The organism is Williamsia sp. SKLECPSW1 (genome assembly GCF_054332755.1).
The window spans coordinates 632208-654533 of record NZ_JBTGLI010000001.1 but is presented as its reverse complement, the minus strand read 5'-3'; the positions used below and the strand labels follow the sequence as shown (position 1 = coordinate 654533).

General features: G+C 69.6%; 24 protein-coding genes. 11 read left to right on the top strand and 13 right to left on the bottom strand.

Features of this window, described 5'->3' with window-relative positions:
- Positions 1–4: 4 nt before the first annotated feature.
- The 5 genes from ACXVUM_RS02895 to ACXVUM_RS02875 all read right to left on the bottom strand — a co-directional run bounded on the left by ACXVUM_RS02895 (position 5) and on the right by ACXVUM_RS02875 (position 5523).
- Positions 5–1027, bottom strand: coding sequence for a GGDEF domain-containing protein (locus tag ACXVUM_RS02895; RefSeq protein WP_458520370.1), 1023 nt, complete (start codon positions 1025–1027; stop codon positions 5–7).
- A 216-nt stretch (positions 1028–1243) separates the two neighbouring features.
- Positions 1244–2416, bottom strand: a complete 1173-nt coding sequence (locus tag ACXVUM_RS02890) for a hypothetical protein (RefSeq protein ID WP_458520369.1) — start codon at positions 2414–2416, stop codon at positions 1244–1246.
- 55 nt (positions 2417–2471) lie between these two features.
- Positions 2472–3044: an ANTAR domain-containing protein gene (locus ACXVUM_RS02885; RefSeq protein WP_458520368.1), complete on the bottom strand. Its 573-nt coding sequence runs from the start codon at positions 3042–3044 to the stop codon at positions 2472–2474.
- A gap of 132 nt (positions 3045–3176) precedes the next feature.
- Positions 3177–4781: an AMP-binding protein gene (locus ACXVUM_RS02880; protein ID WP_458520367.1), complete on the bottom strand. Its 1605-nt coding sequence runs from the start codon at positions 4779–4781 to the stop codon at positions 3177–3179.
- Positions 4782–4833: 52 nt separating this feature from the next.
- Positions 4834–5523 (bottom strand): class I SAM-dependent methyltransferase, encoded by a 690-nt coding sequence (locus ACXVUM_RS02875; RefSeq protein ID WP_458520366.1) that lies wholly within the window; start codon positions 5521–5523, stop codon positions 4834–4836.
- A 49-nt stretch (positions 5524–5572) separates the two neighbouring features.
- Between ACXVUM_RS02875 and ACXVUM_RS02870 the strand changes: the two genes are divergently transcribed.
- Positions 5573–6544, top strand: a complete 972-nt coding sequence (locus tag ACXVUM_RS02870; RefSeq protein WP_458520365.1) for an NADPH:quinone oxidoreductase family protein — start codon at positions 5573–5575, stop codon at positions 6542–6544.
- Between the two features lie 31 nt (positions 6545–6575).
- Positions 6576–6854, top strand: a complete 279-nt coding sequence (locus ACXVUM_RS02865; RefSeq protein ID WP_458520364.1) for a DUF2277 domain-containing protein — start codon at positions 6576–6578, stop codon at positions 6852–6854.
- 12 nt (positions 6855–6866) lie between these two features.
- Here the strand turns inward: ACXVUM_RS02865 and ACXVUM_RS02860 are convergent, their stop codons facing one another.
- Genes ACXVUM_RS02860 through ACXVUM_RS02835 form a run of 6 tightly spaced genes read right to left on the bottom strand, consistent with a single transcriptional unit; the run spans position 6867 to position 11867 of the window.
- The gene (locus ACXVUM_RS02860; RefSeq protein WP_458520363.1) at positions 6867–8120 is read right to left on the bottom strand and encodes a cytochrome P450; all 1254 of its coding nucleotides are present in this window, start codon (positions 8118–8120) and stop codon (positions 6867–6869) included.
- A gap of 20 nt (positions 8121–8140) precedes the next feature.
- Positions 8141–8275 (bottom strand): hypothetical protein, encoded by a 135-nt coding sequence (locus ACXVUM_RS02855; RefSeq protein WP_458520362.1) that lies wholly within the window; start codon positions 8273–8275, stop codon positions 8141–8143.
- A complete protein-coding gene (locus ACXVUM_RS02850) occupies positions 8272–8670 on the bottom strand; it encodes a carboxymuconolactone decarboxylase family protein (RefSeq protein ID WP_458520361.1) in 399 nt (132 codons plus the stop codon). Before ACXVUM_RS02850 ends, ACXVUM_RS02855 begins: the two co-directional genes overlap by 4 nt.
- A gap of 5 nt (positions 8671–8675) precedes the next feature.
- Complete coding sequence (locus tag ACXVUM_RS02845; protein ID WP_458520360.1) at positions 8676–9590, bottom strand: NAD(P)-dependent oxidoreductase; 915 nt, start codon at positions 9588–9590, stop codon at positions 8676–8678.
- Positions 9587–10324, bottom strand: a complete 738-nt coding sequence (locus tag ACXVUM_RS02840; RefSeq protein ID WP_458520359.1) for an SDR family oxidoreductase — start codon at positions 10322–10324, stop codon at positions 9587–9589. Before ACXVUM_RS02840 ends, ACXVUM_RS02845 begins: the two co-directional genes overlap by 4 nt.
- 40 nt (positions 10325–10364) lie before the next feature.
- A complete protein-coding gene (locus tag ACXVUM_RS02835; protein WP_458520358.1) occupies positions 10365–11867 on the bottom strand; it encodes an aldehyde dehydrogenase in 1503 nt (500 codons plus the stop codon).
- 64 nt (positions 11868–11931) lie between these two features.
- On the opposite strand from ACXVUM_RS02835, the gene ACXVUM_RS02830 reads away from it, so the two are divergent.
- Genes ACXVUM_RS02830 through ACXVUM_RS02790 form a run of 9 tightly spaced genes read left to right on the top strand, consistent with a single transcriptional unit; the run spans position 11932 to position 20488 of the window.
- Positions 11932–12519 carry a TetR/AcrR family transcriptional regulator gene (locus ACXVUM_RS02830; protein ID WP_458520357.1) on the top strand — a complete coding sequence of 196 codons (588 nt, stop codon included), beginning with the start codon at positions 11932–11934 and terminating at the stop codon, positions 12517–12519.
- Between the two features lie 32 nt (positions 12520–12551).
- The gene (locus tag ACXVUM_RS02825) at positions 12552–13763 is read left to right on the top strand and encodes a cytochrome P450 (RefSeq protein WP_458522763.1); all 1212 of its coding nucleotides are present in this window, start codon (positions 12552–12554) and stop codon (positions 13761–13763) included.
- Positions 13763–14569: an SDR family oxidoreductase gene (locus ACXVUM_RS02820; RefSeq protein WP_458520356.1), complete on the top strand. Its 807-nt coding sequence runs from the start codon at positions 13763–13765 to the stop codon at positions 14567–14569. The genes ACXVUM_RS02825 and ACXVUM_RS02820 overlap by 1 nt, the downstream gene beginning before the upstream one ends.
- Positions 14566–15924: a cytochrome P450 gene (locus tag ACXVUM_RS02815; RefSeq protein WP_458520355.1), complete on the top strand. Its 1359-nt coding sequence runs from the start codon at positions 14566–14568 to the stop codon at positions 15922–15924. The genes ACXVUM_RS02820 and ACXVUM_RS02815 overlap by 4 nt, the downstream gene beginning before the upstream one ends.
- Complete coding sequence (locus ACXVUM_RS02810) at positions 15921–16112, top strand: ferredoxin (RefSeq protein WP_458520354.1); 192 nt, start codon at positions 15921–15923, stop codon at positions 16110–16112. Before ACXVUM_RS02815 ends, ACXVUM_RS02810 begins: the two co-directional genes overlap by 4 nt.
- A gap of 37 nt (positions 16113–16149) precedes the next feature.
- On the top strand, positions 16150–16701 hold the full coding sequence (locus tag ACXVUM_RS02805; protein WP_458520353.1) for a nuclear transport factor 2 family protein: 552 nt from the start codon (positions 16150–16152) through the stop codon (positions 16699–16701).
- A gap of 4 nt (positions 16702–16705) precedes the next feature.
- Positions 16706–17962 (top strand): hypothetical protein, encoded by a 1257-nt coding sequence (locus ACXVUM_RS02800; RefSeq protein WP_458520352.1) that lies wholly within the window; start codon positions 16706–16708, stop codon positions 17960–17962.
- A gap of 10 nt (positions 17963–17972) precedes the next feature.
- Positions 17973–19601 (top strand): AMP-binding protein, encoded by a 1629-nt coding sequence (locus tag ACXVUM_RS02795; RefSeq protein WP_458520351.1) that lies wholly within the window; start codon positions 17973–17975, stop codon positions 19599–19601.
- Positions 19598–20488, top strand: a complete 891-nt coding sequence (locus ACXVUM_RS02790; protein ID WP_458520350.1) for an SDR family NAD(P)-dependent oxidoreductase — start codon at positions 19598–19600, stop codon at positions 20486–20488. The genes ACXVUM_RS02795 and ACXVUM_RS02790 overlap by 4 nt, the downstream gene beginning before the upstream one ends.
- A gap of 4 nt (positions 20489–20492) precedes the next feature.
- On the opposite strand, the gene ACXVUM_RS02785 is transcribed toward ACXVUM_RS02790, so the two are convergent.
- Entirely contained in the window at positions 20493–21656 is a 1164-nt protein-coding gene (locus ACXVUM_RS02785; RefSeq protein WP_458520349.1) for a DUF6297 family protein, read from the bottom strand.
- Entirely contained in the window at positions 21653–22264 is a 612-nt protein-coding gene (locus ACXVUM_RS02780; RefSeq protein WP_458520348.1) for an ABC transporter ATP-binding protein, read from the bottom strand. Before ACXVUM_RS02780 ends, ACXVUM_RS02785 begins: the two co-directional genes overlap by 4 nt.
- Positions 22265–22326: the final 62 nt, after the last annotated feature.

The following is a 22326-nucleotide window of genomic DNA, read 5'->3' as shown; positions in this document are numbered from 1 at the left end:
CGGGTCACAGGAGGCTGCGCAGACGGTTGCCGCCCGCGCGCTTGGCCTCGTACATCGCGGTGTCGGCGGCGGTGGTGACCGCGCCCAGATCGGCGGTCCCCTGCGAGACGGGGACCCAGACCGCTCCCACGCTCATCGTCACCGTCGGCCCGGACTGTCCGACGAGGGTGAGCGGCAACCTGTCCACCGCCGACCGCAGCCGGTGACCGTGCCCGGACATGACGATCGTGAACTCCTCACCCCCGGTCCGCGCGATCAGCGCGTCCGGACCGAGGTGGTCGCGGAGGTGGCGGGACGTGTCGACGATGACCGCGTCCCCGGTGGCGTGCCCGTAGGTGTCGTTCACGGACTTGAAGTCGTCGAGGTCGACGGCCAGCACACACATGTCCAGACCGTTCGGGGCGACGGCCTCGCACAGTCGGGGGAACGCCCGCTCGAGGCCCGCTCGGTTGGCGGTGTCGGTGAGTGGGTCGCGGAACGCCCGGTCGGCGCGCCGCCGCTCGCTCGACCACAACGCCCGCGCCACCCACGGCAGACCCAACACGAGCCACATCAGGATGCTGGTCTCGATGACGAGTTCGGCGTCGAGGGGCAGTCGGGCCGCAGCCCAGATCAGGAACGTCACCGCGAAGACGATGTGACAGACGAACACCCCGACGTGCGTGTGATATCCGGCGAACGAGCCGGTGATGACGAACAGGCCGCCGGCCAGCAGTGTCAGGCGGGGATCTGCGAGAGATGAGATGGCGACGGCGATGCCGATGTCGGACACGATGACGAAGCCGAACACCGGCACGGTCTCCAACAGCACGTCGGTGAGGGCCCAGACGATGCCCATCACGATCGCGAGTGCCGCGGCGACCCACAGCGGCGCGGTCCACGGGCCCGGCCGCGCGAGTCCGCCCACCGCCGCGAGGGCCGCGTAGGAGCCGAGCGAGAAGCAGGCGACGGACGATGTCAGGCGGACGATGCGGACGTTGGTCTCACGCTCGGGGCGATGCAAGAGCTCGTCGGCGGAGCGGGTCACGCCTCCGACTGTTCTGTCGGTTCGCCCGTGTGACGAGGGATCGCCGCCGTACACCTCACGCGAAGGAATGTCTCACAGGCGGCGTCGGGGATGCCGCGATTCAGCCCACCTCGCCGTCGGGGACCGCCGATCCGACGATCGTCGCGAGGTGCGTCGAGGGCGTGTCGCTCATCGGTCCAGTCGATCACATGCGGCCGGCCGCGACGAGGCGAGTGATCACTCGGCGAAGTCCCGGAGCAGAGCGCGTGCCGCGGTGACGACGGTCGCCCGGTCGTAGGCCTGCACGAACTCGAACAGCTGCACGTCGTCGGGGGAGGGGAGCGGTCGTGCGGCGAGCATCGCCGCGACATGTGGCCCCACCACCACGACGTTCCACCCGGGGCCGGTCGGGTGCCGCGCGTCGTGCGTGGTGCGCAGCAGGGGTACACGGACGCCGTAGACCGGCGTGACGCCGGCGACGTGTGTGATCCCCTCCCATCGGCGGGCGGTCAGCTGTGCCAGCTCGCAGGTCGACCCCGTGGTCCGGACGACGACGGCCGCAGCACCCGTGCCCGTCGCGCTGGCCTCCAACGATCTGCCCATCTCCTCCAGCAACGACTCGTCCCCTCGTCGTGGCGGGTGGCTCGCCGCCACGATCGCGAACGGAGATCCCGTCGGCTCGGGCCGGACGGGGACGGCCGCTGCCGGGAACGGTGCGCTCGCAGCCGCCGACGCGACATCGTCGAAGACCGTTCCCGTCCCGAACTGCGCGCCCAGGCTGAGTGCGGTCCGTACATCGTCGACGGTGCCCACGCCCTCGGCGAGGACGACGGCGGTCGAGTGCTCCAGATACGCGGTGATCTCCTGGACGAGGCGCGCGACCGAGGGCTCCCGCACCTGTGCGATCACCTCGGACCGCAGGACCACCACGTCGGGTTCGACGATCGGGAGGACGGCCACGGCGAGGTCGTCGACGCCGACACGGACCCACACCCGCCGCCCGGCGCGGCGTGCCGCGTGCACCGCCTCGAGGCAGCGACGCGGCGAGCGAGCGAGATCCCTCGGATCCACCGACACCGAGAGGCCGCCGAGGGGGTCGTCGAGGATCGAGGTCGACGACGGGTCGACGACGGTGAGGAGAGGGACATCGCCCGCCACGGCGAGCCCGCGGGTGAACCTGATCGCGTGGGCGTCGAGGGCGGCGGTCTGCTGCATGATCGCCGCGACGTGGCGTAGATCGTCCTCGGATTCGAGGGAACCGCCGCGTGGGCCCGTCAGGGCGACCATCTGTGCCGCGAGCGCCCCGTCGGAGAGGCGATGGACACCGCGGACGCGAGCGGTGATGCCCAGAGCGGCGAGTGGGGAGTCGTCCGCGGACTCGCGTTGCGACCCGTGACCGATCATCTCCACGCCCCTCCCGACAGCTCCGCTCGTGATGCCGTCGCGGGGAAGAGGCTCGTTCAGCCTACGGTATGTCGCGCGTGCGGGAAACGATGAGGTCGGCAGCGATCTCCCGCACGCGCCGGTTGCTGTTCTGCGACCGGGCGCGCAGCACCGCGAAGGCCTGGTCCGCGTTCACGCCGTGATCGGCCATGATGATGCCCTTCGCCTGTTCGATCGGCGCTCGGGTCTCCAGCGCGGCGCGCATCGCGTCGGCGGCGTCGGCGGCCGATCGGAAACGGGTGTAGTCGCCGATCGTGCGGCCCACGACGGTCGCCACGAGGGCCGGCACGTCTCCGTCGGTCCGGTCGACGGTCGGCCCGTACAGCGTCAGCTCACCCAGGTGTCGCCCGGCCGCGTCCAGCGGGATCACACAGCGTGGGTGGTCGGGGTGCCCGTTCTCGTCGCCGCGCGTCGCGCAGTGGGTCCGTCCGTCGAGATCGACGGTGATGCGGGCCATCTCGACTCCGTCGACCACTTCTCGGACGACGTCGACGACACGCTGCATCAGTGCCGCGAGCTCGTCCTCGCAGCTGATGCTGTCGCCCAGGTCGGCGAGCAGGGCCGCGAGCGATCGGGGGTCGTCGCGATCGGACATGGTCACCTCCTCCGCGCCCCGGACATCCCGGTGGCGCACCCGTGTAGTCGGGCGGAGGGGGTCTGTCGGCACGACGTGGGTTCGGTGAGACTCCTCACGCGGATGGTGTCGGTGCTGCGAACGTCGCGCAGGTCACCGTCCGGCGCGCAGCCGGCCCTTGTTCACCTTGCCGGCGGGGTTGCGGGGCAGCTCGTCGACGATGACGACGTCGGCCGGGTGCTTGTACCGGGCGAGGCGGTCGTCGAGGAACGACCTGATCTCGGCGACCGTCGGATCAGGCGATCCGGGGGTCGTCGCCACCACCGCCACGGCCACCTCACCCCAGCGATCGTCGGGCCGACCGATGACGGCGACCTCGCGGATCGAGGGGTGCGCGGCCAGGGCGTTCTCCACCTCGACGCAGTAGACGTTCTCGCCACCGGAGATGATCATGTCCTTCGCACGGTCGACGACGTAGACGAACCCCTCGTCGTCGAGGCGGACGAGGTCGCCGGAATGGAACCAGCCGCCGGCGAACGCCTCGGCTGTCGCGTCCGGTCTGTTCCAGTAGCCGCTCATCAGATTCGGTCCGCGGTAGACGATCTCGCCGACCTCACCCGGTGCGACGTCGTTCATGTCCGGGTCGACGACGCGGGCGGCGATGGTGCGCAACGGGCGCCCCACCGAGCCGATCTTGCGGTGCGTGTCCTCGCCGGTGAGCGCACACGTCACCGGCGACATCTCCGTCTGACCGAACACCGCGCAGATCGTCGCGTCCGGGAACGTCTCGGCCATGGCGGCCAGCAGTGTCCCCGACGCCGGCGCCGCGCCCCACCAGAGGAATCGCAACGCGAGATCGCGAGGGCGAGCACGCTGTTCGGCGATGACGGCCTGCCACTGCGCGGGCACCATGAACATGGTGGTGATGCCCTCGCGGGCCATCACGTCCAGCGTCGCGGCGGGGTCGAACTGGCGGAGCGGGAACAGGATCGTGCCGACACCGTCGAGCAGACAGGTAGAGAGCACACCGAGTGCGGCGATGTGGAAGACGGGCACCGCGATCGCCGAGACGGCGTCGTGATCGACGACCCCGGGTGCGATCATGTTGTGCATCGCCTGCGCCTGCAGGTTGATGTGCGTCAGCACAGCACCTTTCGGACGGCCGGTGGTGCCGGAGGTGTACATGATCGCCGCCGGTGCGGTCTCGGGGACGTCGATCGGTCGCAGCACCCGACCCTCGGCCACCAGCGCCTCGTAGTCGAGTGCGCTCTCCGATCCACCGTCGAGTCGGATCCGTAGATCCGTGGCGCCGCCGGGGAGTTCGGCGACCGCGTCGACGAGGGCGTCGAAGGCGGGCTCGTGGACGATCGCCCTCGCCGCGGTGTCTGTGACGAGGTGCAGGACCTCGGGCGGGGCCATCCGGAAGTTCACCGGCACGACGATGGCGCCCAGGGCGTTGACCGCGAGGACGGTCTCGAAGAACTCGACCCGGTTGAGGGTGAGGACGAGGACTCGGTCGCCGAAGCGGACGCCTCGCTCGTCGAGCGCCGCGGCCAGTCGACTCATCCGCGACTCCAGCTCGCGCCACGTGGTGCTGCGACCCTCGTGCCGGATCGCGAACTCGTCGGGTCGCATGATCGCGTGCATCCGCACCTGGTTGACCCAGGTGTGCCGCTGGGAGATCAGCGGCTCGGTGTCGCGGGGGAACGGCTGCGCGGCAGCCGCGGTGGACGGGTCGTCGTCGGTGACCGAGGTCATGGTCGGACGGTAACGCCCCCGACGGTCGGCCCGAGCGGATTTCACGGACCTCTCAGGAGGTCGGACGCACCCTCTCGAGCACCCGCAGCGAACCGTGGACGCCGACCTCGGTGAACTCACCGGACGCCAGGGCCTTCTCGTAGATCTCGAAGGGCGGCCGCCCGCCGTCGGCGGGGTCGGGGAAGACGTCGTGGATCAGCAGCGCCCCACCGGTCCGCACCCACGGGGCCCAGGCCGCGAGGTCGGCCCGGGCCGCCTCCGAGCTGTGCCCCCCGTCGATGAACACGAAGTCGGCGGGCGTGCCCCAGGCGCGGGCGGTCATCGTCGACGACGCCAGCACCCCGATGACGGTCGACTCGAGGCCCGCGTCGTACATGGTGCGACGGAAGCGTGCGGAGGTGTCGAGCGTGCCGGTGTGCGGGTCGACGAGAGCGGTGTCGTGGTACTCCCACCCGGGCTGGTGCTCCTCGGACCCGCGGTGGTGATCGACGGTGACGACGATCGCGCCGAGCGGTTGGGCGGCCGCGCCCAGCCACACCGTCGACTTGCCGCAGTAGGTGCCGATCTCGACGCCGACCCCGACCGAATCCGCGGCCGACAGGTACCGCTTCGCGACAGCGTGGAGTGCGGCGGCCTCGTCGACCGGCATGAACCCGGGGGCCTCGTCGAACGCCTGTCGTTGGACGTTGGAGAGGACGTCGGTGGGGATCGTGGTGGCCGCGTCGGCGCCGCTCGAACTCATCCGTGGATCCTATCGGTCGGTCGTGTCGGGCCCGCGTAGCGTGACCGGGGTGAAAGCGCAGATCCTCACCGCCGAGACCGGACCCGACGCCCTCGAGCTCCGCGAGGTCGACGACCCGACACCGACAGCCGAGCAGTTGCTCGTCGACATCCGTTCCTGCGGGGTGTGTTTCCCGGACCTCCTGATGTCTCGCGGCGAGTACCAGATGCGCGTCCCCGTGCCGTTCACCCCGGGCACCGAGGTGGCCGGGGTGGTCGCGTCGGCGCCGGACGGTTCGCGCTACAGCGCCGGGGACCGGGTGGTGGTCACATCGCTCGTCGGCGGCTTCGCCGAGCGGGTGGCCGCGGTCGACGGCCAGGTCCTGCCCCTGCCCGACGAACTGTCGTTCGACGAGGGCGCTGCGCTCGGCATCAACTTCCAGACCGCACTGTTCGCGCTCGACACCCGCGCCCACCTGCAGCCGGGGGAGACCGTCGGGGTGCTCGGCGCCGCGGGTGGGGTCGGCGTCGCGACGATCTCGGTGGCCAAGGCGCTCGGGGCGCGCGTCATCGCGATCGTGCACCGCGAGGGTGCCGAGGAGATGCTGCGTGAGGTCGGGGCCGACGAGGTCGTCCCGCTGCGTGAGGGCTGGGGCGACCGGATCAAGGAGCTGACCGGCACGGGGCTCGACGTGCTGATAGACCCCGTGGGCGGCGAGGTGTTCGACGAGGCGCTGCGGCAGGTCGCCCCCGGCGGACGGTTCGTCGTCGTCGGATTCGCGGCCGGCGGCATCCCCACCGTGAAGCTCAACCGCGTGCTGTTCCGCAACATCTCCGTCGTCGGAGCGGCTTGGGGCGAGTACGTCCGCACCCACCCCGATCTGCCTGCGCAGCTGCACGAGCGGATCACCGCGATGGTGGCCGACAACGGACTGCGTCCCCCGGTGAACGTCACCTACCCGCTGGCGGATCTGCCGCAGGCATTGCGCGACCTGTCCGACGGGAAGATCCTGGGGAAGGCAGTGATCCGCATCAGCGACTGACGCCCGGACACCTCGACGAAGGAGCCACGCCATGTGCCGCAACATCACCGAGCTGCGCGGGCTGGAACCGCCCGCGACCCCCGTCGAGATCGAGGCCGCGGCGCGGCAGTACATCCGCAAGGTGAGCGGTGTCCAGAAGACGTCCGCCGCGAACGCGGAGGCGTTCGAGAAGGCCGTCGCCGCGGTCACCGAGATCACCCGCGACCTCCTCACGGTCCTCCCCGAGCGACGGCAGCCGCCGAAGACGGTGCCGCCACTGCGTCGACCCGAGGTACAGGCGCGGATCGCCGCTCGTGCCGGCGGCGCGTAGGGGCGAGAGGGTCTACCGGCCGTAGGAGACCTGCAGATCCTTCACCCCGTTGATCCACCCGGACCGCAGGCGCTGCGGTTCGCCGACCTTGCTGATGTCGGGTGCGAGATCGGCGATCGCGGTGAACATCAGATCGATCTCCATCCGGGCGAGGTTGGCGCCGATGCAGTAGTGCGCGCCGCTACCGCCGAAGGACAGGTGCGGGTTGGGGTTGCGGGTGATGTCGAACCGGTGCGGGTCGACGAACACGTCCTCGTCGAAGTTGGCCGACGAGTAGAACATCCCGACACGCTGCCCCGCGCGCACCGTGACGTCACCGAGTTCGATGTCGCGGATCGCGGAGCGTTGGAAGCAGTGCACCGGGGTCGCCCAGCGGACGATCTCGTCGACCGCGGTCGTCGGGCGGTCCCGCTTGTAGATCTCCCACTGGTCCGGGTTGTCGAGGAACGCGTTCATCCCGGCGCTGATGGCGTTGCGCGTCGTCTCGTTGCCCGCCACCGCGAGCAGGACCACGAAGAACCCGAACTCGATCTCGGTCATCGCCTCGGCGCCGTCGGGGCCGCCCTCGGCGTGGACGAGCGTCGAGACGATGTCGTCGGTCGGGGTGGCCCTGCGGTCCTCGGCCATCGTGTACGCGTATCCCATCAGCTGCGCGTTGGCGTCGGCAGGGTCGACGCCGGCGAACTCCGGGTCGTCGGTGTTCATCACGGCGTTGCTCCAGGCGAACAACTTCTCGCGGTCCGCCTCCGGGACACCGATGAGGTCGGCGATCGCCGACAGCGGCAGGTCGACGGCGACGTCGTGCACGAAGTTGCCGGTACCACCGGCGACGGCCTTCCCGACGATCGCCCGTGCACGCTCGGCGAGGATCTCGTGCAGCGCGTTCACCGCGCGGGGTGTGAACAGCCGCGACACCACCTTGCGCAGACGCGTGTGCTCCGGCGGATCGTGGTTGATCAGAAGTGCTTTCGTGTACTCCAACAATTCGGGTGTCACACCGTCCGGCAGGCGCATGACCGCGCCCTGGGCGGTCGTCGACCAGTCGACGCTGTTCTTCGAGATCGCCCGGATGTCGGCGTGGCGCGTGACCACCCAGTAGCCGTCGTCCTGGAACGGTGTGCTGCCGGGTTCCTGGTCGATCCAGAAGATCTTCCCCGTCGCCCGCATCTGCGCGAGTTCGTCGACGGGCAGCCCCTGTTCGAGGAGTCCGGGATCGGTGAGATCCCAGCCGGCGCCGAACGGGCACCGCGTGGGTAGATCGGTCACGAGGGTTCCTTTCTCGAGGATCAGATCGCGATGGGCTCGGTCGGCCGGGCCCCGCTCACGAACTTCTCGGGGCCGCTGATGCGGTCGGTCCGTGGGCGCAGATGCACGGTGCCCGACGGCGCGGGGTCGACGAGGTCCACGAACTGTGAGCTCACGAGTCCTTCTTCTCGGCGTCCCGCAGCTTCCTCCGGTGGTCGGAGATCGCCTTGCCGACCGCGAACTCGACCTTCGTGCCCAGCGGCCACCCGATGTAATAGGTGAGGAACAGGGCGATCTCGCGCAGTTGGTCCGCGTCGACCTCGCCGTTGGCGAGCGCGGCCCCGGCCTGCAGGCCGACCACGTCGTCGAGGCCCGCCGCACCGAGCGCACCGAACAGCAGCAGTCGGCGGTCGCGGTCACTCAGGCCCTCGCGGGTCCACACCTCGCCGAAGAGCTGGTCGGCGGTGTGGGCGAACTGGTCGCCGGGCCCGTCGCTGACCTCGAACCCGTAGACCTCGGACATGCGCGCGAGCCCGCGTGCGCGACGCTCCTGCGGTGTGGGTTCACTCATGCCGGTCACTTCCCTGTGTTGTCGTGTCGCGCGCTGCTCGCGATGGGGCCCGGCCCGACGCCGAGCGCGTCGCCGACACCGTCGAGGGCGAGACGGCCCATCGGCAGGTCGACACCGAGCCGGTCGGCGAGTGCGAGTGCGAGCGAGACGTCCTTCTCCGCGAGACCCCGTGTGTGCTGGAAGTACGGCACCAGGAAGTCGTCCTCGGACAGGGGTTCGGCACTGTCGCGCACCATGATCGCGCTGACCCCGCCGGTGATGGAGTCGGTCTGACGGACGACCTTGCCGAGCTTCTTGACGCTGATCCCGGCGGCCTCGGCGAGTCGGCAGGCCTCGGCGGCGGCGGTGAACGAGATGAAATGCAACAGGTTGCGCGCCAGCTTCATCCGCGTCCCCTGCCCGACCTCGCCGGCGTACATCACCATGTCGGACGCCAAGGAGAAGACGGGCCGGACGCTGTCGAAGACCTCTCTGTCCGCCCCGACCATGAAGACGAGTCGGCCCTGCTCGGCCGCAGACGACCCACCCGACACCGGTGCGTCGACGAACCCGAGTCCGTGGTCGGCGCACAGCCGACCGAGTTCTTCTGCGGTCTCGGGGGAGATCGTCGAGTGCACCGCGACGACGTGCCCGGGGCGCGCCGTCTCGAGGATCCCACCGGGCCCACCGATGACCGAGCGGACCTGGTCGTCGTCGACGACCGTGATGGACACCATGGAGGCCGTCGCGGCGACCTCGGCGGCACTCGAGACCGCCTGAGCTCCTGCGGCGACGGCCTTCTCGGTCGCCTCCGGGCGTGCGTCGCAGACCACGAGACCACCGGGCCACGCGGTGAAGCGTTGCGCGATCGGCGCTCCCATGTTGCCGAGGCCGATGAAACCGACGGGGGTGTCCTCGGACACCGAGACGTTGTCGCTCATGAGCGGATGATCTGTCCGCCGTCGACGTTCAGGATCTGGCCCGTGATCCACGACGCGTCGTCGGACAACAGGAACAGCAGCGCGCCGGCCATGTCGTCGGGGGTGCCCATGCGCGACAGCGGCAACTTGGCGACCATGTCCTTCACCATGTCGCCCGGTGTCGTCGACTTGGTCGCCTCGGTGTCGGTGGGACCGGGGGCGATCGCGTTGACCCGGATGCCCTGCCCGCCGAGTTCGGTGGCGAGCTGCTGCGTGAGGCCGTTGATGCCGACCTTGGCCAGACCGTAGAAGCCGCTGTACAGCCATGCGGCGGTGGAGGACTGGTTGACGATCGCCGATCCGCGCGACATGTGCGGGTACACCGCGCGGGTCACGTTGAGTGCCCCGTCGAGGTTCACGCTCATGAATTTCTTGTAGTAGTCCCAGGGGACGGTGATGAGGAAGTCGAGTTTCATGCCGCCGTAGATCGCCGCGTTGTTCACCAGGTGGTCGACGCACCCGTGGGTTTCGACCGTCGTCGCGGCGAGCGCCTGAGCCGAGTCGGGGTCGGAGACGTCGCAGTGGACGTAGGTGCCGCCGATGTCGGCGGCGACCTTCTCGCCCGGCTCGTCGGCGACGTCGGCCACGACGACGGTCGCCCCCTCGGCGGCGAGTCGACGGGCGTACACCTCACCGATCCCCCCGGCCGCGCCGGTCACGATGACGACCTTGTCGGTGAAACGCTGTTCTGTCACGGATGATCTCCTCGTACTGGATGTGGACAAGGCCGGGCGGTCAGGACTTCGGGGTGGCGACAGATTTCGTCTCGAGGTACTCCTCGAAGCCCGCGACGCCCATCTCCCGGCCGACGCCGGACGCCTTGTAGCCGCCGAAGGGGACGTCGGCGGAGTACCAGACCCCGCCGTTGACGCCCATGGTCCCGGTGCGCACACCGTCGACGACGTGCTGGATGCGGTCCGGGTCGGTGCCGTAGACCATCCCGGACAGTCCGTAGGGGGAGTCGTTCGCGATACGGATCGCGTCGTCGTCCCCGTCGTGCGGGATGATCACGAGGACGGGTCCGAAGATCTCTTCGCGTGCGGCCCGAGAGCTGTTGTCCAGTCCCGATATCAGGGTGGGCTCGATGAAGAAGCCCTTCTCACGCCCCGCGGGGCGTCCACCACCGACCTCGACGATGCCCCCCTCGGCGACGGCGAGGTCGATGTAGGACTGCACGCGGTCGCGCTGCACCGCCGAGATCAGTGGACCACACATCGTCCCGCCGCGACGGGGGTCGTCGGGGACGATGCCCGCCATGGTGTCGCGCACCGCTGCGGTCGCCTCCTCGAGGCGCTCGCGGGGGACGAGGAGTCGGGTGGTGATCGCGCACCCCTGCCCGGCGTGGATCGACACCGAGATCCCGGCCATGGCACACGCACTCGCGATGTCGGCGTCGTCGAGGACGATGAACGCCGATTTGCCTCCCAGCTCGAGGAACACCTTCTTCAGGGTGGCCGAGGCCGACTGCATCACCTTCCGGCCGGTGTCCGTGGACCCCGTGAACGACACCAGGTCGACGCGGGGATCGGTGCACAGCTGGGCGCCGAGCTGGTGGTCGGTGGAGGTGACGACGTTCAGCACGCCGGCGGGGATGTCGGTCTCCCGCGCCGCGATCGCGCCGACGACCGCCGCACACCACGGGGTGTCGGGGGCGGGTTTGAGCACGACGGTGCACCCTGCGGCCAGCGCCGGTCCGATCTTCGCGAAGTTGATCTGGTGGGGGAAGTTCCACGGGGTGATCGCGCCGACGACGCCCACCGCCTCGCGCTGCGTGTAGCGCGTGGTCGGCATTCCCATCGGCTCGGCCTCGCCGAGATCGGTCCGCCACGCGTAGTTCTCGGCGAGATCGGCGAAGTACCCGAGATCGGCGATCGGGCCCTCGAGTTGTGGCCCGCTGGTGAGCATCGTCGGGGCACCGACCTCGGCGATCGTGATGTCGCGGAGTTCCTCGATGTGTCCCTGCAGCGCATCCCGGAGCTGCCGCAGGCAGCGGGCGCGGAATGCGTGGTCGGTGGACCAGGTCGTGGTGTCGAACGCCGCGCGGGCGGCAGCGATCGCGGCGTCCATGTCCGCGGCGGTCGCGTCGGCGGCGTGGCCGACGACCTCCTCGGTGGTGGGGTCGACGACGGGGAACGTGCCACCGGATCCCGGGACCAGCCGGCCGTCGATCAGGAGCGGGGACACCCCGTCGGGCACCAGGTCGGATGACCGCTCGGACTGTTCGGTTGCGGAGAGCATCGCCTCGACTCCATTCTGGACACGTGTCTGGACTGGTGCTCAAACGTAGTGCTAGCGTGGGCCCATGTCCAGCCCCGCGTCCCACGAGTCGACCCGCCGTCGATTGACCGACCAACAGGCCGAGACCGTCCGCCGTCTGACCGAGGCAGCACGGGAAGTGCTGCGCGAGGACGGTTTCGAGGCCATGACGGTCCGGTCTGTCGCCAAGCGTGCCGGCGTCGCCCCGGCCACCGCCTACACCTACTTCAGCTCCAAGAACCATCTCGTCGCCGAGCTGTTCTGGCGGATGCTGGTGTCCTCGGTGCACGAGCCCGACCACTCCCTCGACATCACCGAACGTGCCGCGGTGGTGCTGCGGGACGTGGCGCTGGTCGTCGCCGGCGAGGAGCAGCTCGCGGGCGCGGTCACGGTCGCCCTGCTCGGGTCCGACCCCGATGTCGCGCACCTGCGCATCCGCGTGGGCGGTTTCATCCGCGAACGGCTCGCGTCGTCGCTGGGACTCCCGGTGGACACCGACGACGAGCGCGTCGAGTTGCTCGAGATGCTGTACTCCGGCGCGTTGGTCCGCGCGGGGATGGGCTATCAGACCTACTCCGACATCGCCGACCGACTGGCGAGCGCGACGAAGCTGCTGCTGGAGGAGCACCGGTGACCGCGGGCACCGAGGCGGCCGGCGTGCCGGGGATGCAGGACCGGGTCCCGTTCGATCCGTACGACTACGCCTTCCACGACGACCCCTACCCGACCTACGCACGGTTGCGGGCGGAGGCGCCGGTGTTCTACAACAGCGCACTCGACTTCTGGGCGTTCAGCAAGCACGAGGACGTCCGCACGGCTTTCCGTGACGCGCAACGGCTGTCGAACAGCTGGGGGGTGTCGATGGACCCGTCGGCGTACGGCCCGGACGCCCACCTGTCGATGTCGTTCCTCGCCATGGACGACCCGAAGCACATGCGGATCCGCAAGCTCGTCTCGAAGGGTTTCACGCCCGCACGCGTGAATCACCTCGCGGACCGCGTCATGGAGATCACCCATCAGCACTGGGACAGGTGTCTGCAGATGGGCGAGTTCGACTACGTGGCCGAGTTCGCCGGACTGCTCCCGATGGATGTCGTGTCCGAGCTGCTGCTCGTCCCCGTCGCAGACCGCGCCCGACTCCGTGAGCTCTCCGATGCGCTGATCCACCGCGACGAGGGCGTGTTCGACGTCCCCGAGGCCGCGGTCGCCGCATACTTCGAACTCGTCACGTACTACGCAGATCTCGTCGCCGACCGTCGAAAGAACCTGGGCGACGACCTCGTGTCGGCCCTGATCCGCGCGGAGATCGTCGACGAGGAGACCGGTGAACCGACGTCGCTGACCGAGGGCGAGATCATCGGCTTCATGATCCTGATGATCGTCGCGGGCAACGAGACGACCACCAAGCTCCTCGCCAACGCCGTCTACTGGGCGTTCCTCAACCCCGACGAGATGGCCAAGCCGCTCGCCGACGTCGAGACCGTCCCGCAGTGGACGGAGGAGACCCTCCGGTACGACAACTCGACGCAGATGGTGCTGCGCCGGGTGATGGAGGACGTCGAGTACGGCGGGTACACCATCCCGGCCGGACAACGCGTCCTGCTCCTCGTGGGCTCGGCCAACCGCGACGAGGACGTGTTCGACGCACCGGAGGAGTACCGCATCGGCCGAGACAGTGCGCAGACGCTGACGAGTTTCGGTCTCGGGACGCACTTCTGCCTCGGTGCGCACCTGGCGCGACTGGAGGCGAACGTGGCCCTCGGGGAGGTCGTGACGTCGCTGCGATCGTTCGCCCTGGACGTCGACCGCGCCGAGCGCTTCCACTCCATCAACGTCCGCGGCTTCGCGACGCTGCCGATGACGGTGACGGCCCGCTGATGCCGCGATTCGGACCCCACCCGGACCGTCGACCCGTTCTCGTCGCCGGCGGGTCATCGGGTATCGGTGCCGCCACGGGCGTGATGCTCGGCGCCGCAGGGTATCCCGTCGCCCTCGCCGCGCGTCGGGTCGAGAAGTGTCAGGAGTTCGTCGACCAGATCGTCGATGCCGGCGGCGAGGCGATCGCGGTGTCGCTCGACGTCACCGATCCCGCGTCGGTCGACGACTGCGTCCACAAGGCCCAGGTGGCACTGGGTGAGATCGAGGTCGTGGTCTCCGGTGCCGGGGACATGGCCCCGGGGCGCACCTTCGAGGCCACGACGGACGAGTTCGCCTCCCAGGTCGCCATCCACCTCACGGGCGCGCAGCGTCTCTACCGACGGATCGTGCCGGAGATGATCACCCGCCGCCGAGGCGATTTCGTCGTCATCTCGTCTGACGTCGCCGCCGACCCGCGCCCGCACATGGGCGCCTACGCCGCGGCCAAGGCCGGCCTCGAGGCCTTCGCCAAGACCGCCCAGATGGAGGTCGAGGGATCCGGCGTCCGTGTGAGTCTCGTCCGCCCCGGCCAGACCCTCACCGGCATGGGTATGAACGTCGACCCCGAGGTCACCACCGCGATGCTGAAAGACTGGATGCCGTTCGGGTTCGCCCGTCACGGGAACTTCATGCGCCCCGAGCATCTCGCGACCGCCATCACCGCCGTCGTCGGCATGCCCCGTGGCGCCCACATGCGCCTCGTCGAGGTGGAGGCCGAAGCCGCCCTCACCCGCGCCCCCGATCCCGAGTCAGGAGAACCCCGATGACACTCACGAAGCCCGCGCGCGTCTCCGGAGGAGAGGGCGAACACGGCCACCTCGAGGAGTTGGCCACCGACCCGATCGGCCTGTTCTGGCGCGTCCGCGGGGAGTGCGGTGACGTCGGACAGTTCCAGCTCGCCGACCGCGAGGTGGTCCTCGTCAGCGGGGCCGCGGCCAACGAGGAGTTCTTCCGCGCACCCGAGGAAGACCTCGATCAGGCTGCCGCGTACCCGTTCATGACACCGGTCTTCGGTGAGGGGGTCGTGTTCGACACGAGCCCAGAGGAGCGGTCGTCGGCCATCCACAACGCCGCGCTCAAGGCCGACCACATGAAGCGCCACGCCGTCACGATCCCGAACGAGGTCGAGCGGATCATCGCGAACTGGGGCGACGAGGGCGAGATCGACCTGCTCGAGTTCTTCGCCGAACTGACGCTGTACACCTCGTCGTCGTGCCTCATCGGCGGCAAGTTCCGCGAACAGCTCGACGTCCGGATCGCTCATCTGTTCCACGATCTGGAGAAGGGCACCGACCCGATCGCCTACGTCGACTACCACGCCGACATCGAGAGCTTCCGCAAGCGGGACGAATCCCGTGCCGAACTCGTCGAGTTCATCGAAGGCGTCATGCACGACCGGATCGCGAACCCTCCGGCCGACAAGGCCGATCGTGACCTGATGGACGTGCTGGTCTCGGTCGGGTTCGACGCGAACACCATCACCGGCATGTTCATATCGATGATGTTCGCGGGACACCACACGACGTCGGGCACGGCGGCGTGGACGCTCATCGAGCTGCTCCGTCACCGTGAGTACATGCAGCAGGTCATCGACGAGCTGGACGAGATCTACGGTGACACCCCCGCGGGGGAGCGCCCCGAGTACACCTTCGCGCACACACGGCAGATGCCGACGCTGGAGGCCGCGCTGAAGGAGGCGCTGCGTCTGCATCCGCCCCTCATCGTGTTGATGCGCGTCGTGCAGAACGACATCCACATCGAGGACGTCGAGATCACCGCCGGACAGACCGTCGCGGTGTCGCCGGCGATCAGCAACCGCCTGCCGGAGGACTTCCCGGACCCGGATGCCTTCGATCCCGACCGGTACCAGAAGCCGCGGCAGGAGGACCTGGCGAATCGGTGGACCTGGATCCCGTTCGGTGCGGGCAGGCACCGATGTGTCGGCGCGCAGTTCGCGATGATGCAGCTCAAGGCGATCTTCTCGGTCCTGTTGCAGAACTACGACTTCGAGATGGTCCAGCCTGCCGATTCCTACCGGAACGACCACTCGAAGATGGTCGTCCAACTGCAGCAGCCGTGCCGTGTGAGCTACCGCCGGCGTGTCCGGGGCCAGGCGCGATGAGGGTCGAGGTCGACCTGGATCTCTGCCAGGGACACGGTGTCTGCGAGATGGAGGCGCCCGAGTTCTTCCGGGCCCACAAGGATCACGTGGAGCTGTTGCGGGCCGACGTCGACGAGAGCAGTCGCGACGACGTCGAGCGGGCCGTCACCTACTGCCCGACGCAGGCCCTGCGACTCGTCGAAGACTGATCATCCCACCACAACGAAGTGAGAGGCGTTTCTCCTGATGGCATTCGATCGCGCGGAGATGGACGAGATGGTCGAGCGGTGGCTGCAGGCCAACCGCGACGCCGAGGCGGCCGGCGACTGGCGTCCCCTCGCGGAGTTCTACGCCGAGGACGCGACCTACGGTTGGAACTACGGCCCCGAGGCCGACTTCATGGCCGTCGGCCGCGACGAGATCCGCGACTATGCGATCGGCCACGAGATGGACGGACTCGACGGCTGGACGTACCCGTACCAGTCGTGGGTCATCGACTCGACGACCGGCGACATGATCGGCTTCTGGAAGCAGATGTACGACGGGCACCGCCCGGACGGCACGCAGTACGGCCTCGAGGGCATCCAGGGCAGCTGGTTCAAGTACGGCGGGAACTTCCAGTTCACCTGGCAGCGTGACTTCTTCGACTACGGCAACGTCATCGCGCTCTTCATGGAGATGATGAAGAACGGTGACCTCTCCGAGGGCATGAAGGGCCGCATGGACCGCGTGGCCAATGCGAAGGAGCCCCTGCCGGGGTGGTACCCGCTGGGCAAGACGCCGGTCCCGTTCTGGTGATCGGATGACCTACAGCGAACTCACCCAGGGACAGCTCGCCGTCCTGGTCCCCGAGCTGCTCCTCTCGGGACAGTTGATCGACCGCAGCGGGATGGCCCACGTCATCGGCGCGTTCGGGCGCGAGGAGATGGCGCAGGTCGCCATCGAGGAGTGGATGGCGGCGAGCCCCGTCTACACCGCTCGCATGCGGACCGCGATGGGTGTCGCCGGCAACACGGTGCCGGACATGTTCAAGTGCCTGCAGCTCGACATCGGCGCACCACCGCAGTTCATGGATTTCCGGTACGAGGTGATCGACGACAACACCGGCCGGTTCGTCCTCGACCACTGCGGCGCCCTGCTGGACGTCGAGCCGCTCGGCGACGACTACGTGACGTCGATGTGCCACACCATCGAGGACCCGACGTTCGACGCGACCGCCGTCGCCACCAACCGCAAGGCCCGTATCCGGCCGGTGCACCGGCCGCCACGTCGCCCGGCGGACCGGACACCGCACTGCGAGTGGACCGTCACCATCGACGAGAGCCGGGAGGACCTCGAGCTGCCGGAGTACACGGCCGCCATGTTCGACACCGCCGCCGCTGCGATCGCACTCTCGGAGATCGACCACACCGAGCCGGGTCGGACCGACTACTCGGGTGCCCTCCTCGACGACCTGCAGTTCCGCGACTGGTCGCACAGCACCCTGGTGCGCACGGCCGAGGAGGTGGCGCTCCAGCACCAGTTGTTGGCACTGGGCTACATCTGGGCCGTCCGTCGACGCACCGACGAGACCGGCGTCGAGAAGTTGGTCCGCAAGCAGCTCACCGGCATCTGCGGTCTCGCCGCCGACCGGATCCGCGCCGCTCTGGACATGCCACGGACGGCGACCGGTCTCGCGCGTCTTCTCGAACTGCACCCCGTGCTGGGGCCCCACCAGTACGTCGGCCTCGGGGTGACGGCATCCGACGCGGACCGCAGGGTCTCCGTGCGGATCCCGCACCGCAGCCCGGCCGTCGACGACGCGGGCTGGGTCACGTTCATCGATCCCGACCACCTGGGGCCGCTGCAGGCGATCGCGACCGCGGCGGACCCGCACTGGGTGATCGAGGCGGCCCGGGTGTCCGACGGCGAGCTCACCGTCGACCTCGGTTGGGGAGACGAGGAACTCGCCGAGTCCGGAGAAGTTGCCGTGGCTCGTTTCAGCGGTGGTGCGACCTTCGAGTTCTCCGACCGGGGATCGCCGATGCCGCTCATCCCCATCACCCCTGTCAGCTCCTAGGAGGACACCCGTGGCGCAGAACCTGGCCGACCTCTTCGAGCATGCGGTCGACGCCGTGCCCGACCGCGTCGCGGTCGTCGACTCCGGGACGGCGCACACGTATGCCGACCTCGACGCCCGGGCGAACCGGATGGCGGGTCTGCTGGCCGCCTCCGGGGTCGGGGCCGGCGATCACGTCGGGGTGCACATGCACAACGACATCGATGCACTGGCAGCGTTTCTCGCGGCCTACAAGCTGAGAGCCGCGGCCGTCAACGTCAACTACCGGTACCGCGTCGAGGAAGCCCGGTACGTGTACGACGACGCGGCCGTGGCGGCAGTCGTCACACAGCCCGAGCACGCCGACGTCGCACACGCGGCAGCCACCGGTGTGGGTGCGACCGTCGTCGTCACCGGCGGTGACCTCGACGCCACGCTCGCATCGTTCTCACCCGACCGTCCGGCGGTGGATCGGCGCGACGACGACCGGTTCCTCATGTACACCGGCGGGACCACGGGAGCGCCGAAAGGCGTGATCTGGAACCACTCCGACATCTGGCGTGTCCTCGGTGGCGGTGTCGACTTCTACTCCGGTGAACTCCTCGCCGACGAGTGGCAGCAATCGCGGGCGGCGGCGGAGTCCGCGGCCGCCGGCGCAGCCCAGGGGATGCGGTTCCTCATGCTGCCGCCGCTGATCCATGTCTCCGGTCTGATGCCGTCGCTGGGAGCGCTGTTCTCCGGCAACACCGTCATGTACGAGCGAAACTTCGACCCGGCGTCGGTGTGGGACGTCGTCGCGGGACAGGAGGCGAACATCCTGGTGATCACCGGCGACGCCATGGCACTGCCGTTGATCGACGAGCTCCGCACCCGCGCCGACGCCGGTCGACCGGTTGCCGTGCCGTCTCTGCTGGCGATCAGTTCCGGTGCGGCACTGTTCTCGCCGGCTCTCAAGCAACAGATGCTCGAGCTGGTGCCGACCGCGGCCATCAGCGATTCGATCGGTTCGTCGGAGACCGGGTTCGGCGGCATCACCGTGTACTCCGCGGCCGACACGTCGTTCGTGGCCTCGGCGTACAGCGGTGGTCCCCGCGTACCGGCCGGTCGCGGCGCGACGGTGATCGACGACGACGGTGTCCCCGTCGACCCGCCGGGGGAGGGCTGGTTCGCCAAGACGGGGTATCTCCCGGTCGGGTACCTCAACGACCCGGTGAAGACGGCCGGCATCTTCCGCGAGCACGACGGCGTGCGGATGGTGGTCAGTGGTGACCGCGCACGCATCGAGGCCGACGGCTCGATCACGTTGCTGGGCCGTGGTTCCCAGGTGGTCAACACCGGCGGCGAGAAGGTGTTCGTCGAAGAGGTCGAGGGGCATCTCAAGTCGCACCCCGCCATCGTCGACGCGACCGTCGTCGGTGTGCGCGACGACCGCTTCGGTCATCGCGTCGCCGCCGTCGTGAGTGTCGCCGGCCCGGACACCGACTTCTCCGATCTCGAGTCCCACCTCCGGGACCGGCTGGCCGGATACAAGATCCCGTGCGCCTACTGGGTCGTCGACGCGGTGGTCCGAACCCCCAGTGGCAAGCCGGACTACCGCTGGGCGAACGACATCGCCGCGACCACGACGCCGTCGCACGATCGACTGCACCCCGCGACGTGAGTGAGGACCCGCGTCCCTTGTCGGGACAGGTGTACGCGGTCGCGGGATCGAGCCGGGGTATCGGTGCGGCGCTGGTCGTCCGGCTCGCCGGCCTGGGCGCGGCTGTCGTCGTCAACGGTCGGGACGGCGTCGTGGTCGACGAGGTCGTCGATGCGATCACCGAGTCCGGCGGGCGCGCAGTCGCCGTCGCAGGGTCGGTCGCGGATGCCGCGGTCGCCCACTCGGTGGTGCGCACGGCGGTGGACACGTTCGGACGCCTCGACGGTGTGGCCAACTGCGCCGGGATCGCCGAGCCTCCGGGTTCGTCGGTCCTCACCCTCGATTCCGAGGAGTTCGCCGACGTGGTCGCGAGCCACCTCACGAGCGCGTTCGAGCTGACGCGCGCCGCGGGGCCCGTCCTCGCCGGGGCCGGCGGCGGCACGGTCGTTCTCAGCGGATCAGCAGCCGCTGCAGGCATCTTCGGCGGGTCGGCCTACCCCGCGGCGAAGGCCGGTGTCGTCGGTCTCGCGCTCGCGGCGGCCGCCGACCTGCGCGACCTCGGTGTCCGGGTGAACGTGGTGATGCCGGGTGCGCGGACGCGACTGTCCACCGGCGAGGACTACCACCGCCACATCGACGACCTCCGGGACCGCGGGATCCTCGACGACGGACTGCACGCGGCGGCCGCGGCTCCCGCTCCCGCCGACTACGTCACCGGCGTCTACGCCCACCTGTTGTCGCCCGCATCCGCCCCGATCACCGGCGAGGTGTTCAGCGCGGCAGGCAACTTCATCGGACGCCAGGCGCCGTCCGACCTGCAGTTGCTCGTCTACGCCGACCACACCGATCGTCCGCCGATGACGCTCGCCGAGGTCGCCGCGGCGATGGCGCCCCTGGCGTCCCGCTGACTCCTCACGCCACCAGACACGCGAGGACGGCGGTCACGGCCACGGCGAGATGGCCGCGCACGAGCGCCGCCAGGAGCAGTGGTTGCACGACCCCGCCCTGACCGGTGACGTATGCCGGCGCATCCCAGGGCGGTTCCGGACGACTCGCGCGGCGCAGCACCGCGACGACCGTGCCGACCAGGATCACCGGCCAGCACGCCGAGGCGATCCCCGGCATCGCGAGACCGGCGACGACGAACCAGGCGAGCACCGCGATCGTGGGGACGACACCGTGTGCCACGGTGACCGACACCGGCGACACACCGAGTGCGCGTCCCACGCCCGGTGACATCGCGACGGTCCGGAGGCCGGACGCGGTGCTCGACCCCGCCCGGTACCCGAGGAGGGTGGCGACCGCCGGTCCGATCACGGGCATCGTCGTGGACGCGCCGAGGCCGATCGTCAGCGCTGCCACCGTGATCCAGGCGGCAAGATCACCGCGCCGTCGCGTCAGTCGGATCAGGTCGGCCCGGACCATCGCGACGACCGGCGCTGTAGAGGCGAGCGGGCGGCTCCGGGCGCGGACGTGCGCGGCGGACCAGCGGATCCGGTGGGCACGCTCGATGAACTCGGTGTCACCGGTGAGCAGCATGAGTCGCGTCGCGGCGGCGAGACCGTCGCGAGGTGCGACGACCGCACGGTGCAGTCGTCCCAGGCGCATGGACCGTCCGCCGGTCGCCCTGTGACTGCGTGTCGTCTGGGCGAGCAGTGCCGTCGCGAGGACGGCGGTGGTCGCGAGAGAAGTTGCGGCACAGGCGATGGCGACACTTACGTCGTGCACGTCCGCCCGGGTGAGGGCCCCGATCGTGAGTCCGGTCACGGCGCCGGCGGCCATCGCGACACCTGCAGTGTGCAGCAGCGCCCGTCGTAGCGCTGGTCCGCGGTCGGCCGGACCGGACAGCTCCCACCGCGCGCGGGCCGTCGACACGCGGATCGGTCCCCACCACCAGACGGGCGCCCCGACCACGAGAATCGCGGCAGCGGCGGCCCACGCGCCGACCGCGAGCACCGGGTGTGTCGTACCGACGACGATCGCACCGCCGAGGAAGCCCGGACCCAGGAGATTCCACAGCAGTCCGGCGCCGATGACCGCGGCGAGCACCACTCCGGGGAGGTCGTCGCGGGTCATCGGCCCATCTCCAGCGTCATCGGCTGCAGACGGTCCGCGATCTCGGGGCGGTGCGTCGCGACCACGACGACGGAACCCTGCTCCCGCGCCACCACCATCCGCTGCGTCAGCCATCCGCGGCCGACCTCGTCGAGTCCGGTCTCCGGCTCGTCGAGGACGACGAGCGCCGCACCGGGCAGGAACGCCGCGCAGAGGTCGAATCGGGCCCGCTGACCGGTGGACAGGGTGTGCGGGAAGCGGTCGGACAGTTCTCCGATGCCCGAGCCGTCGAGGAGGTCGCGACCGGCGTTCGACTCCACGTCACGGGTGGAGCAGAGCAGGTCGAGGTGTTCGGCGACGGTGAGTTCGGCGAACACCGCGTCGTCGCCGAGATACGTCGACACGCGCGATCGGAACCGGGGGTCGGTCTCGTCGGCGGCGATGCCGTCGAGGCTGATGTGGCCGTCGGCCGGGCGACGTTGTCCTGCGATGCAGTGCAGCAGCGTCGATTTGCCGCTGCCGTTCGCTCCGGTGACGAGCAGGACGGTGCCGGGATCGGCGACGAGGGTGAGGTCGGTGACGAGGGACAGATCGTCGTTCGCCAGATCGACGTGGTCGAGGGACAGCATGGTGTGCACTCCGAGATGCGGCGGCGCCCGATCGGGTCACCGCGAGGGATGGGGGGCGGGAG

Bases quoted from the DNA above. Each gene is read 5' to 3' on its own strand.
- ACXVUM_RS02865 (WP_458520364.1), top strand. From the start codon at position 6,576: ATGTGCCGCAACATCACCGAGCTGCGCGGGCTGGAACCGCCCGCGACC.
- ACXVUM_RS02820 (WP_458520356.1), top strand. From the start codon at position 13,763: ATGCCGCGATTCGGACCCCACCCGGACCGTCGACCCGTTCTCGTCGCC.
- ACXVUM_RS02815 (WP_458520355.1), top strand. From the start codon at position 14,566: ATGACACTCACGAAGCCCGCGCGCGTCTCCGGAGGAGAGGGCGAACAC.
- ACXVUM_RS02835 (WP_458520358.1), bottom strand. From the start codon at position 11,867: ATGCTCTCCGCAACCGAACAGTCCGAGCGGTCATCCGACCTGGTGCCC.
- ACXVUM_RS02825 (WP_458522763.1), top strand. From the start codon at position 12,552: ATGCAGGACCGGGTCCCGTTCGATCCGTACGACTACGCCTTCCACGAC.
- ACXVUM_RS02785 (WP_458520349.1), bottom strand. From the start codon at position 21,656: ATGACCCGCGACGACCTCCCCGGAGTGGTGCTCGCCGCGGTCATCGGC.
- ACXVUM_RS02805 (WP_458520353.1), top strand. From the start codon at position 16,150: ATGGCATTCGATCGCGCGGAGATGGACGAGATGGTCGAGCGGTGGCTG.
- ACXVUM_RS02830 (WP_458520357.1), top strand. From the start codon at position 11,932: ATGTCCAGCCCCGCGTCCCACGAGTCGACCCGCCGTCGATTGACCGAC.
- ACXVUM_RS02880 (WP_458520367.1), bottom strand. From the start codon at position 4,781: ATGACCTCGGTCACCGACGACGACCCGTCCACCGCGGCTGCCGCGCAG.
- ACXVUM_RS02780 (WP_458520348.1), bottom strand. From the start codon at position 22,264: ATGCTGTCCCTCGACCACGTCGATCTGGCGAACGACGATCTGTCCCTC.
- ACXVUM_RS02845 (WP_458520360.1), bottom strand. From the start codon at position 9,590: ATGAGCGACAACGTCTCGGTGTCCGAGGACACCCCCGTCGGTTTCATC.
- ACXVUM_RS02875 (WP_458520366.1), bottom strand. From the start codon at position 5,523: ATGAGTTCGAGCGGCGCCGACGCGGCCACCACGATCCCCACCGACGTC.
- ACXVUM_RS02850 (WP_458520361.1), bottom strand. From the start codon at position 8,670: ATGAGTGAACCCACACCGCAGGAGCGTCGCGCACGCGGGCTCGCGCGC.
- ACXVUM_RS02810 (WP_458520354.1), top strand. From the start codon at position 15,921: ATGAGGGTCGAGGTCGACCTGGATCTCTGCCAGGGACACGGTGTCTGC.
- ACXVUM_RS02885 (WP_458520368.1), bottom strand. From the start codon at position 3,044: ATGTCCGATCGCGACGACCCCCGATCGCTCGCGGCCCTGCTCGCCGAC.
- ACXVUM_RS02800 (WP_458520352.1), top strand. From the start codon at position 16,706: ATGACCTACAGCGAACTCACCCAGGGACAGCTCGCCGTCCTGGTCCCC.